The sequence below is a fragment of the Robertkochia aurantiaca genome, from assembly GCF_020166495.1.
GTDB lineage: Bacteria > Bacteroidota > Bacteroidia > Flavobacteriales > Flavobacteriaceae > Robertkochia > Robertkochia aurantiaca.
Map to the genome: position 1 here is coordinate 385592 of NZ_JAINZS010000006.1, position 12643 is coordinate 398234.

General features: G+C 45.0%; 10 protein-coding genes and 1 tRNA gene. 4 read left to right on the forward strand and 7 right to left on the reverse strand.

Annotation, left to right across the window (positions count from 1 at the left end; genetic code table 11):
- Nucleotides 1-88 precede the first annotated feature (88 nt).
- Nucleotides 89-1147 (reverse strand): porin, encoded by a 1059-nt coding sequence (locus K7R10_RS12915; protein ID WP_224485138.1) that lies wholly within the window; start codon nucleotides 1145-1147, stop codon nucleotides 89-91.
- 293 nt (nucleotides 1148-1440) lie between these two features.
- On the opposite strand from K7R10_RS12915, the gene K7R10_RS12920 reads away from it, so the two are divergent.
- A complete protein-coding gene (locus K7R10_RS12920; protein WP_224485139.1) occupies nucleotides 1441-2862 on the forward strand; it encodes a hypothetical protein in 1422 nt (473 codons plus the stop codon).
- Between the two features lie 21 nt (nucleotides 2863-2883).
- On the forward strand, nucleotides 2884-3261 hold the full coding sequence (locus K7R10_RS12925; protein WP_224485140.1) for a DUF2237 family protein: 378 nt from the start codon (nucleotides 2884-2886) through the stop codon (nucleotides 3259-3261).
- 1 nt (nucleotide 3262) lies between these two features.
- Here the strand turns inward: K7R10_RS12925 and K7R10_RS12930 are convergent, their stop codons facing one another.
- From K7R10_RS12930 to K7R10_RS12955, 6 genes are all read right to left on the reverse strand, one after another.
- The gene (locus K7R10_RS12930; protein WP_224485141.1) at nucleotides 3263-4468 is read right to left on the reverse strand and encodes an FAD-dependent oxidoreductase; all 1206 of its coding nucleotides are present in this window, start codon (nucleotides 4466-4468) and stop codon (nucleotides 3263-3265) included.
- A gap of 7 nt (nucleotides 4469-4475) precedes the next feature.
- Entirely contained in the window at nucleotides 4476-5615 is a 1140-nt protein-coding gene (locus K7R10_RS12935; protein ID WP_224485142.1) for a porin, read from the reverse strand.
- A 908-nt stretch (nucleotides 5616-6523) separates the two neighbouring features.
- Nucleotides 6524-7444 carry an alpha/beta fold hydrolase gene (locus K7R10_RS12940; protein WP_224485143.1) on the reverse strand — a complete coding sequence of 307 codons (921 nt, stop codon included), beginning with the start codon at nucleotides 7442-7444 and terminating at the stop codon, nucleotides 6524-6526.
- A 690-nt stretch (nucleotides 7445-8134) separates the two neighbouring features.
- A complete protein-coding gene (locus K7R10_RS12945) occupies nucleotides 8135-8491 on the reverse strand; it encodes a SpoIIAA family protein (protein ID WP_224485144.1) in 357 nt (118 codons plus the stop codon).
- A gap of 57 nt (nucleotides 8492-8548) precedes the next feature.
- Complete coding sequence (locus K7R10_RS12950; RefSeq protein ID WP_224485145.1) at nucleotides 8549-9022, reverse strand: ester cyclase; 474 nt, start codon at nucleotides 9020-9022, stop codon at nucleotides 8549-8551.
- Nucleotides 9023-9825: 803 nt separating this feature from the next.
- Nucleotides 9826-9907 (reverse strand) — tRNA-Leu (locus tag K7R10_RS12955).
- A gap of 96 nt (nucleotides 9908-10003) precedes the next feature.
- Between K7R10_RS12955 and K7R10_RS12960 the strand changes: the two genes are divergently transcribed.
- A complete protein-coding gene (locus K7R10_RS12960) occupies nucleotides 10004-11395 on the forward strand; it encodes a dipeptidase (protein WP_224485146.1) in 1392 nt (463 codons plus the stop codon).
- 145 nt (nucleotides 11396-11540) lie between these two features.
- The gene (locus K7R10_RS12965; protein ID WP_224485147.1) at nucleotides 11541-12641 is read left to right on the forward strand and encodes a DUF4407 domain-containing protein; all 1101 of its coding nucleotides are present in this window, start codon (nucleotides 11541-11543) and stop codon (nucleotides 12639-12641) included.
- The last annotated feature ends 2 nt before the right edge of the window (nucleotides 12642-12643 follow it).

Genomic DNA, 12643 nt, shown 5'->3' on the forward strand with positions numbered 1-12643 from the left:
TCGGAAGATTCCTGAGCGAAGGAACAGGAAAGGAAGAGAAGCAGAACTACAATGCAAACAGTTTGTTTTGTCATTTTGATAGCAGATATCAGTTAAACAGGTCGATACTTTTATTGAGGTCAAAACTGAGGCCCAGCAAGATGACATCTGTGTTGTTGGGAAAGACCACTTTTCTGGATTGGTCCAGTCTGCCCTGGAGATAGATCGAGAACATATTTCCGAAGTAATAGTTCAGTCCGGCATAGAATTGCAGCAGGCGATAATTTTCATCTAACGCTGCTACGTCACCTCGTTGCCATTTGTAATTAAAGCCACCTTCGATTTTTACACGCGCATGAATGGCATAGCGGTTCAGGAATTCTACACCGCAGACAGGGAATGCGATAAGTGTTTCGTCGTCAATACGAAGATATTCATGTTCGATGACTGCAAAGGTAAGGCCGGAATACAATTTATCATCGTTATATCCATAGCCAGCTATAAAGGTGTTTGAATTGCCATTCAGTCCATTGACCAATTGTCTGAAGTTACCGGGAATCTCGGCATGATTAAAGGCTACGCCAGCTTTCAGCCGGTCGCTGAAAGCATAGGTCAGTGAACTTCCGAAATTCGTGTGAGAACCGAACAACTGGGTTTGCAACCCTATCTGAAACTTCCCAATACGGTTGCGATAAACCACGGCTTCATCTGCGCGTCCGGTTCCTTTCCAACCTCCGTCGGTATTTCCGGCATAGACGTCGGCAGCACTGCTTCCGAACACGGTGAAATTATCGGTGAATTGACCCACATCATAGTATACACCCCATTGTTTTCCGAGCGAAATAGCCCCCAGGATTTCATGAGCGATTCCTAAATACGCCAGTCGCAGGCTGAAGGGTTCAGGTTCTTGAAACGGGTCTGAAACGAATTCTGAAGGGCTATTGGCATTGTTGTTGAACTGGGTTCCCCGGGCCAGGTTCAGGCCGTATTCAAGTTTTCCAAAGGCGGAGGTTTTATTTCCAACCTTTCTTGAGATGAGAGTACCGAATCGTGGTACATTCTCACCCAATTCTGCCTGCCCGGAGAAGTAGGCCGTATGCACCTGTAGATGAAGGTTGAATGCGATCGAATCTATAATGCGTATGTTCTGAGCATGAACTTCTTTCACAAATACACATAAGAAAGCGATACTTAGAAAGCAGAAAAAACGGGTTTTCACTGAAGCTTTATTTAGTAAGCGGGTGGCTACAGGGGAAGGTGAGGGACGGAATTTATCGTGAAATTATAGCTTTATGACTGATAATGAAACTAAAAAAACGCCTGTTTACTTTACTTTCTTAAATTTAAGAAAGAATGCAGATACATGATGTGTCAGCTTCAATAAATACGAAAACCCAACATTGTCTTACCTGGGGCTTTTTTCTCTTTTTAGATACATGTCAAATGAAATGCTTCATGTTTTTGAGGTTGATTTTTGTGCTATTGCCATTATCAGTATTACATGCTCAGGATACCCATTACTGGACCCAGCAATTCGGAAACCGATCAGCGTTGATGTCTGGTGCCGTAGTGGGTGGTGCCAGTGATAACACAATGCTGTTTTACAACCCGGGTTCCCTCGCCTTTCTGAAAGACGCTTCTGTTTCTGTAAACGCTAACGCCTACAGGGTTGAAGCCATTCGTATTAAAAATGCTTTGGGAAATGAGGCTGACTTCCAAAGTGATCAGTTAGGTTCGGTGCCTTTGTTAGCCGGCGGAATGATCAATTTGCAAGACCAAAGATGGAAGCTGGGCTATGGATTTTTGGCGCCGGTCGATTTCAATTTTAAAGGGATAGCCCGTGCAGACGGTAATTTCAATATAATCGATGATGCTGAAAGTCCTGGTGCGGAAGAAACCGTGGGAGAATCCAGTATCTCGAATAAGGTTAAGGAGCTACTATTTGCCTTTGCAGCTTCCTATAGGTTAGATGAACACTGGGGCTTTGGAGTCAGTAGCTTTTTTACGGTTCGGTCACACACCTATAACAGGACTTTGTCTATTTATAGTTTTGCCAATGATGAAGCTGTAGGTTTGGTCGGTGGCAACCTGATTCAGAATGTAGACTATTACAATGTTAGATATGCGCTAAAAGTGGGGATAAACTATCAAAAGGAGCCATGGGGTGTAGGACTAACTCTTACCTCCCCTTCGTTGAATTTATTTGGGAAGGGTACCACTGCCTCTAATATTGCCGCCAGGAATCTTAAGTTAATTGGTGATGACCGGGTAAGCGGGGTAGCTACTGACCGACAGGCTAAATTAAAAACCACCTTTAAATCGCCGTTTTCTGCCAGTTTCGGAGCTAACTATGCTCCTGGCGCATCTACTTATGCGGTTACTGTTCAGTATTTTTCAGGTATCGATATTTATAATATCATGAATCCTGCACCGGGATCTTTTGTAAGACCGGTGAGTATTGCTCCGGCTTTAGGTAGTAACCAGTTTTTGCAAGTGGGTGCCGGAGCCCGTTCGGTTTTTAACGTGGCATTGGGGTATGAATACGCAATTGATGAAGATTTCACATATTATTTTAGCGGGCGGAACGATATGTCATATTTCGATGAAGACCTTAATGATCGAAGCGGAATTCAAGTGACAACCAGTAGCTGGGACCTGTATCATTTCGCTTCGGGATTTACTTTTGACAAGGCTAACAGCAGTCTAAGCCTGGGTCTTTTATTCAGTACCGGAAAGAACGACAGATATGAGCAAAGTGGAAGTATAAATCCTTCCCTTCAGGAAGGAGATCTTTTGAGAGGAGCCGTTACCATTACCGAGGCAAGTTATACGAGTCTGGGGGTTTTATTTGGTTTTACATATTATTTCAGAAAATTTAATTGATCAGAAAGGAGAACGACGAAGATGGAAACGATCACAAAGACTAAGGAAAAAAATGTTTTAGGGACCGAATTAAAGCCTTGTGGCTTTGATCCTGTTGCAGGGTATATGCGGGATGGATATTGTCGCCTTGTTTACGGAGATTCGGGAACGCACCTGTTGTGTGCCGTGATGAGCGAGGAATTCCTGGAGTTCAGCCGCTTAAGGGGTAATGATCTGGTCACTCCCATCCCCCAATGGCGTTTTCCGGGTTTGAAGCCCGGAGATCACTGGTGTTTATGTGTTAGTCGCTGGATTCAGGCGGAACGCAAGGGAGTAGCACCAAAGGTGGTGCTGGAATCAACCCATCAGGATACCTTAAAATACATAGACTTCGAGTTGTTGCTCGATTACAAGTATTGAGTCACTTAGCCGGGTTTATTTGTGAGAGGGCTTCCTCTGCAGCTTTTCTTCCCGAATACATGGCAGCATTGAGAGAGCCGTTAAAAAGGTAATCACCGGCCTGGAAAATACTTGTGGATGACTGAGTACCTGACTCTTCCGAATACATACTGAGATTGCTGATATCGGGAAGGGCCTGTTTAATGTGAAACAACTTTATGAATGATTTCACTTGTATCCCGCAAACATCAGATAATTCCTTTTCGACCTTGTCGATCAGTTCTGCATCGCCATAATTATGATCCTTTACAACGGTTACAGACAGAAGATCTTTTTGATCGAAGGGATAAGCGATATTATTAATGATGCTATTCCCCGGTAATAGTGCGATCAGGTCATTGGAAAGATGTTGGTTCTCTGTCTGAAAATAAAGATTGGTGCAGTTTTTCCATTGCAGGTTGATTTCCGGGTTTAAGCCGGGTACGGTATTAATGATCAGGTCAGATGTGATGGTTTTATCACCAGGAAGGTGGATCTCATTTCCGGAGATCTTCTGTACAGGGCAATTAAACTCAAAACGGGTGTTTTGAAGCTTCAGGGTAAGCTGTTGTGCAATTCCGGCGATGCCTTTTTTAGGAATGGCCGCTTTTCCCTCGCTGAACATTTTAAAGACGAACTCAAACATTCTGGAAGAGGTTTTCAGCTCGGGTTCGAGGAAAATACCGGTAAAGAAGGGTTGGAAGAAATTGCTGATCACTTTTTCAGAAAAGCCATAGTTCTTCAGGTATTGCAGGGTGGTAAGCTCAGGGCTTGTAAAGATGGTGGCCAGGTCGGTTCTCTTTAACTTTTCACTCAAACGAAAGATGAGCCATTTATCGGTGAGAGTTGCCACTTTGCTTTTCAGGGTTGGCCAGAGGGAACCAGGATCTCTCAGGGGATCACCGATTCTCTCCTTTTTACCTTTTTGAAATATGATGGCTCCCGGTTTGAAATATTCCAGTTCCAGGGCATGAAAGTCAAGATATCTTTTTGCTTCAGGATAAGCGGTTAGCAGTACCTGAAAACCGTGGTCCAGGTAATACTTTCCGTGCATGTCTGTTCTTACTCTGCCTCCGGTGCGATCGGTAGCTTCATAAATGACAGGGCTGTAGCCTTCTTCTTCGCAGGTAAAGGCAGCAATGAGTCCGCTGACACCCGCTCCGATAATGCTTATAGAAGGTTTTTGCATAGGTTTTCTATTGAAAGTTAATATTCTTTTTTGCCCGGTGACTGATATCTATGCGTATGCCAAGAGTGAAGAGATCCGGGTTTGAAATTCCGAATTGGTCATAGCCGCGTGCGTGGCGGTATTCGGTATAGAAATAACTCAGTTGAAACGGCCGGTACTCCATTCCCGCAATGAAATGCAGGGTTTTGAAATCGGGATGAAGAGGCAGGTTTTGGGTATCGGGTTGGGCGTAATTGATGCCGCCCAGAACGCGGAATTTTCGCTGTTTATATTTGAAGTAAAATTCAGTCCCGTAATTGTCGTAAACAACTGTAACGGTTTCCTCCTCATCGATGATGGTATCTGCCAGGTCGCCATTGGTCTGAACGGCATAGACCAGGCCGGCCTCAAAAGTATCACCAAGGTATTGTATTCCCGCTATGAAATATTTCGGGTCATCATCGAAACCGATGGTATTGTTGATGATGGGGTCTGCAAAAAGCGCGGTGGTGAAGGAGGCTCCTATGCGAAAGCCGATAAAGGGTGAGTATTGTAAGGAAGCTCCGTAACCGTCAATAAAACGGTTATTGGTGGTGGAGCGTAACAGCATTTGGGTTCCCAGGGTAAAACGGCCTATGGAATTTCTGTATATCAGCGCCTGGTTCGATCTGCCTGTCCCGATACCTCCATCGGTACCCGCAACATAGGTATTGCTTCCCCGGCCTCCGAAGACATTGAATTGATCGGTATAGCCTGAAACATCATAATACGTTCCCCATTGCTTCCCCACACTTATTTTTCCGTACTTATGAAGGTCGATTCCGATATAACTGAGACGGTTTCCAAAGACTTGCCCTTCCTGATCGCGATCGAATACAAGAAATCCGCTGGACGTCTGAGCATCAGCGTTAAAGGAAAACGTGCTTTTTATGAAATTGATGCTGAGTTCAGCATGAATAAAGAAGGAAGCTTTATCGGTTTTGGTTCCCAGGTGGAAGCCAATCCGGCTGGCGTTATCCTGAAATTCGGCTTCGTTCCTTATAATCCCCAAATGCGACCTCAAACTGGTATAGGGTTCAAAGGAAATCTCTATGCTGTCATTTGCCGACTGGGCATTTATTTCCGCGGTCAGCAGACACAGTAAAAGAATAATTGCTCTATTATACACAGCAGAATGTACTAACGGGCTTTCTAATAAAGTTATGAAAGATTCTGCTATGGTATAAAGGTTTTAAGATGAAGGGTATCAACTTCCCTGTATAGGGTAAAATTGATAAACTACCATTGAATCAGCAGATCAGGCAGCCTTTTTCTTTTGGGGTTGTGGTATTTTTTCTACTCTGGTGTTATTACCCATAAAATGGATCAGACCGACGGCGACGATAATAGCTAGTGAAGCGAATAAATAGATATACAAAGTTTCCATGAGAAATGATTTTTCACCAGCAAAGTTCTTAAAAAGAACACATATTGTTTTATTTATATTTAGAATGTATAGCATAAGTTATTTTAATGGGTATGCGGTCAGATGGTGAGATGGTGAGATGGTGAGATGGTGAAGTGGTGAGATGGTCAAGTGGTCAAGCGGTCAGAAAGTACGTCTTTGCGAGTCCCTAATGGGATGAAGCAATCTTTTAAAGAGATATTCGAAATTGGACCAGATACTCAAGTATCCACGTACCACCATACCTTCATACCCCCATACCTTCATACCCCCATACCTTCATACCCCCATACCTTCATACCCCCATACCTAACTGGCAGATTCTTCGCCCCGAGCTGTCGGGGCTCTGAATGACGGTTTTAGTGTGGTGGTCAAGTGGTCAAGTGGTCAGAAAGTACGTCTTTGCGAGTCCCTAATGGGATGAAGCAATCTTTTAAAGAGATATTCGAAATTGGACCAGATACCCATGTGCCTTTGTACCCACGTACCCACGTACCCACATACCCATGTGCCTCCGCACCCACGTACCCACATACCCATGTGCCTCCGCACCCACGTACCTGCATACCATCCACCTAATAAAAAAGCCCCTCATTTCTGAGGAGCTCTTTAAATCATTATTTTGACTTGCCTTAAGATTTAGAAAGGGAGTTGTATTTTTCCCTGAATGAAAGAATCGCTTTGGTCAGGTCTTCCTTTTGCTCCTGAAAAGGAATATGACCGCCTTGGTTCTCCCATAACAGCATCTTAGGGAAGCGCACCTCCCTGTAATGTTCCGGGCCTACCATATAGTCTTGCTTCCCATAGAAAAATAAAACAGGGATGGTTATCTTTTGGGTGTCCGGCAGATAGTTGTACCAGTAGTCATCAATGGAAAGTGCTGCGTTTCCAAAATCATAGTTCCAGTTTTCTATTTGCTGGTAGGTTGCATTCATAATAGCTTCACTTTCCTTTTGGGAATAGGCCATTCTCCAGAAAATATCTTTTTCTCTCAGTTTATTTCCCAGATATCTCATACGTTCCATCAGGGAAAGGCTGTCTTGTTCGCAACCCGGGTAGGTCTCTTCTAAAAATTCAGAAGCCTTTGGAGCCCAGCTCTCGCAAAAGCTCTTATTGAGATGCAGGGTAGTGTTGATCATCAACATCCCTTTGTTCGACCCGGGATAGGCCTTGGCGTAGGCCATTTGAAGGATTCCTCCGAAAGAGTGACCTAGGGTATACCAATTGTCATAACCAAGGGCGGTTCTGATTTCTTCAAAGTCCTTTGTCATTCGCTCCAGGCTGTAATCCTGATTTTCAGGGCTGGATGATCGTCCGACCCCACGCTGATCAAGATAGATAACGGTAAAGTTTTCTTCCATGGTCTCTCCGTAGAATTTCTCGAACCAATAGCTGCCCGATCCCGGTCCGCCATGCAAATAGAGCACGGGGTCACCGTTTCCTTCAACTTTTACATATAGATTTACCCCATCTGAGGTGGTGATTTGTTTTTCCTCTGCCCGGAGATTGTTACCGATCAGAAGTATGGCCAGGGTGATGATTAGTTTGTTCACTATTTTGATTTTAGTTTGAAGGATAGACGATCATATCGAATTTCCGTTACAGAGGGAAATTGATTTTGTGTACAGCGAAGTAGCGAAGGGGCAAAGAAGCGAAGAAGCGATAGGACGAATGATGAATTGTAAATGATAAATGACGACAGGTGAAATAGTGAGGTAGTGAGGTGGTCAAGTGGTCAAGTGGTCAAGTGGTCAAGCGGTCAAACGGTCAGGTAGTCAGTAGGATCGTCCTTGCGAACCCCATGAATTGGGGTAAAGCAATCTTTCACAGGGTTGTCGAAATCTAATCAGAAATACCCATGTACCTTTGTACCCATGTACCCATGTACCCATGTACCCACGTACCTCCATACCTCCATACCCTCATACCTCCATACCCTAATTGGCAGATTCTTCGCTGCGCTCTGAATGACGATTTTGTGAGATAGTGAGGTGGTGAGATAGTCAGATGGTCAAACGGTCAGGTAGTCAGTAGGATCGTCCTTGCGAACCCCATGAATTGGGGTGAAGCAATCTTTCACAGGGTTGTCGAAATCTAATCAGAAATACCCATGTACCTTTGTACCCATGTACCCAAGTACCCACGTACCTCCATACCCCCATACCCCCATACCCCCATACCTCCATACCCTAATTGGCAGATTTTTCGTTCCGCTCTGAATGAGGACTAGGCAAGAGCTTTTTTCAAAACTGTATCCAGATCCTGGCTGTGTCCTTTTTATCTTTTTCGAAGAATCTCACTTCCGAATCGGTAAAAAAATCGGTTATCCGGGCTGCCCATTCCTGCCATTTTTTATCTCCGACAAAAGCCATTCTTCCATAATCGCTTAAATGCGAAGTGTCGATTTTGATATCTGCGATGAACCCTTCAAGAGTATAGCCTTTAAAATTTTCAAACTCGAAATAGAAATCCACTTTCCGGCCTTTCTCTGTAATCTGATGAATGCGCTTGTGCACCGATTCGAGATCTTCCTTACTCAGTTTTCCGGAGATCTTTAATGCGATGAGATTGTCTTTTTTACTGTCTATATGTTCTATCATAATTTTTTATTTACGTTGCCTGATATCCTCCGCGTGCAGCTGCTATTGATTCCGGTTTTAGTTCCCGTTCAATTGTCTTTCGTAATCTTCAGCGTCATAGATTCCGATTGATTTCTGAATAAGTCCGTTGTTGTTTATGGTCCATTCCTCAAACCCGCTGAAATCGACTTTATTTCCCGTTCCGTTGGGTCCGTTGTTGGTTCCTCTAAAGGTCCAGTAATATCTATAGGCGTTATTATGAACCGTCAAACTATCCATGGTTAATTTCATATCCGGAAATGCTGACATGTAGGATCCCGCCGTTTCTGCTAATTCCTCCCTTCCGACGGCTGGGGTACCGTTGTTTACGGTCAGCTCGCCATCTTCGGCGTAAAATGAAGCCATCTTTTCCGGCTGCTTGCTGTTCCAGGCAGCAGTATAGTTTTCTGCGAATTCAACCATTTTGTCGTAATCTGATTTTTCAGTTTTACACCCAGTCAGTACAGCAGAGAATGCCAGAATCACCAGCATAAATAAATTATTGATTTTCATGTTATTTCGCTTTTAGGATTAGGAACCTTTAAGTTACGGATTTCCGGCGGGTAATTTGAGAGGTGAGGTGGTGAGGTGGTGAGGTGGTGAGATGGTGAGATGGTCAAATAGTCAGGTAGTCAGTAGGATCGTCCTTGCGAACCCCATGAATTGGGGTGAAGCAATCTTTCAAAGACTACTTGGAAATTCAATTAGAGATATCCACGTACCCACGTACCTCCATACCCTCATACCTCCATACCGTCATACCCCCATACCCTAACTGGCAGATTCTTCGCCCCGAGCTGTCGAGGCTCTGAATGACGGTTTAGTGAGATAGTGAGATGGTCAGACGGTCAGATGGTCATATAGTCAGGTAGTCATTAGGATAGTCTTTGCGAGTCCCTTATGGGACGAAGCAATCTTTTAAAGAGATATTGGAATTTGGAGCAGATACCCACGTACCCATGTACCTCCATACCCTCATAACCCCATACCTCCATACCCTCATACCTCCAAACCCTAATTGACAGATTCTTCGCCCCGAGCTTTCGGGGCTCTGAATGACGGTTTAGTGAGATAGTGAGGGGGTCAGGTAGTCAGGAGGTCAAAAGGTGAATAACCCAAGGAGCTAAGCAGCAACTGATTAATTTTAGAGGATATGTAGATATGACGGCTCCTTCCCCTGTTGGGGGAAGGTGGTAACGTCAAAGACGTTGACGAAAGGGGGGGCGATCTTGGAGTACCTGAAACGGTGTATGGAAAAAAGTATTAACACCTAAAAACCCAATAAAAAAAGCTCCTCATTTCTGAAGAGCTTTCTGTGCGGGTGAAAGGACTCGAACCTTCACACCTTGCGGCACTAGATCCTAAGTCTAGCGTGTCTACCAATTCCACCACACCCGCGAATTGTGGGTGCAAATATAAATCAATTTTCGAATATTGAAACGGTATTCGCCAAAAAAGTTCTTTTTGTATTTTTGAGGTAAGAAATAAAATTTCATGGAAAACATAAAAGCGTATGTCGATACGCATAAGGAACGATTTCTGGACGAACTTATACAATTGTTAAAACTTCCATCGGTGAGTGCCGACCCGGCCTTTTCTCAGGATGTACTGAATACAGCAGAAAAGGTAAAAGATGCCCTGCTGGATGCGGGTTGTGATCATGCTGAGGTATGTGAAACTCCGGGCTATCCCATTGTTTTTGCCGAGAAAATCATCGATACTTCCCTTCCCACGGTGCTGGTTTACGGGCATTACGATGTACAACCACCTGACCCGGTAGATCTATGGAACTCTCCGCCTTTTGAACCGGTGGTGAAAACCACCGATATTCATCCCGAGGGTGCAATATTCGCAAGGGGCGCCTGCGATGACAAGGGACAGATGTATATGCATGTGAAGGCTATGGAGTTTATGACGGAAACCGGGCAGCTTCCCTGTAATGTGAAATTCATGATAGAGGGGGAAGAAGAAGTGGGGTCTGAAAGTCTTGAATGGTTTGTAAAGAACAACAAGGAGAAACTGGCCAATGATGTGATCCTGATCTCAGATACGGGAATGATCGCTAAAGATGTTCCTTCCATCACCACAGGACTCAGGGGTCTTACCTACGTAGAGGTTGAGGTGACCGGTCCGAACCGGGATCTGCACAGCGGTCTGTATGGAGGGGCGGTGGCAAACCCCATCAACATCCTCTCAAAGATGATCGCCTCCCTGCACGATGAGAACAATCACATCACTATACCCGGTTTTTACGACAAGGTCGTTGAACTTAGCCGGGAAGAGCGGGAAGAGATGGCCAAAGCTCCCTTTTCACTCGACAGTTATCGCAATGCCCTGGGCATTAAGGATGTTTACGGGGAAAAGGGATATACCACCAATGAGAGAAACTCCATACGACCAACTCTCGATGTAAACGGTATCTGGGGCGGTTATACCGGGGAAGGTGCCAAAACAGTGATACCGGGTAAAGCCTACGCCAAGATCTCCATGCGATTAGTACCTCACCAGGAATGGCAGGAAATAGCCGATCTGTTCCAGGCGCATTTCGAATCGCTCGCTCCTGAAGGAGTGACCGTAAAGGTGAAGCCGCATCACGGAGGGTACCCCTATGTCACGCCAATCGACAGTGATGGTTACCAGGCCGCCAGCAAGGCTTATGAGGAAACTTTCGGGAAGACGCCTATTCCCCAGCGCAGCGGTGGAAGCATACCTATCGTATCGCTTTTTGAAAAGGAACTGAAGAGCAAAACGGTACTTATGGGATTCGGTCTTGACAGCGATGCCATCCATTCCCCGAATGAACATTTCGGCCTTTGGAACTTCTATAAGGGAATCGAAACCATCCCATGGTTCTATCATTATTTTACAGAACAGAAGAAATCTTAATCTAAATTTCTTTCGCGCCGGAGCTTTACATGCTCCGGCGTTTTTTTTATTATGAAGGTCTTTTACAGCTAAATAGTGCCCGAAATAATGTAACATCCGGTAACATTTTGCGTTATATAGATTGATTCATCAATAAAACGCAGTTATGTTACAATCTTTCTTCTGGATGTGTTCAGGCGCCGATCCCAAATTGCTGAAGGAATGCTCGGGTTCTGAACAGATCAAACAGGCCGGAATCGGAGGTACTGTATTCTTCACAGCCCTTATGGCCTTTATTGCCGCTGCCTATGCGCTCTATACCGTGTTCGATTCTGTTTTTATGGCTGTTGCCTTTGGTCTTGTGTGGGGTTTACTGATCTTTAATCTCGACCGTTTTATCGTCTCTACCATAAAAAAGCAGGGTAGTGCAGGGAGTCAGTTTCTACAGGCTGTTCCCCGAATCCTGCTGGCTGTGATCATTGCTATAGTGATCGCCAAACCCCTGGAGCTGAAAATATTTGAAAAGGAGATAGATCGGGTGCTACTGGAGGAAAAGAATCAAATGACACTTGATAACCAGGATCAGCTGGCCTTACAGGTGCAGCCTGAGATCGATCGCCTGGAGACTGAGGCCAACGCTCTTAAGGAAGAGATACGTACCAAGGAAAGCGAAGTAAACGCGCTTTACGATACCTATATTTCAGAGGCTGAAGGCCGTGCGGGTACTGGTTTGCTTGGGAAGGGCCCTGTGTACAAAGAAAAACGTGAAAAACATGACCAGGCACTGGCAGAACTGCAATTGCTGAGGAATGAGAACAACGCGCAGATCACGGCCAGGGAACAACAGATCATGGAGTTGCGGTCTTCCTTTCGGGAGAATGTTTCCCGAACGCAGCCTGTTATCGATGGCTTCGACGGACTGATGGCCCGGATCAATGCGCTTGACAAACTGCCTTGGCTTCCTTCCTTTTTTATATTCCTGTTGTTTCTCGCTATAGAAACCGCACCGATAATATCGAAGTTATTGGCTCCGGTAGGTGAGTATGACCTGAGGTTGGCTGACAGTGAAAAGACCGTGGCGACATGGACCGCCCAGAAGGCACACCAGATGCAACGCCAAAAAGAAGCCGATGCGGCCATTTATGACCGGGTCTATACCGAGTTGGCCGAAGAGGAAGAGTTATATGCTTACAAACGACAAAAGGCCAGGGAAGTAATGCAGTTGCAGGCCGACGCATTTTATCGCCAGCAAAAGGCCGGATTGTGATC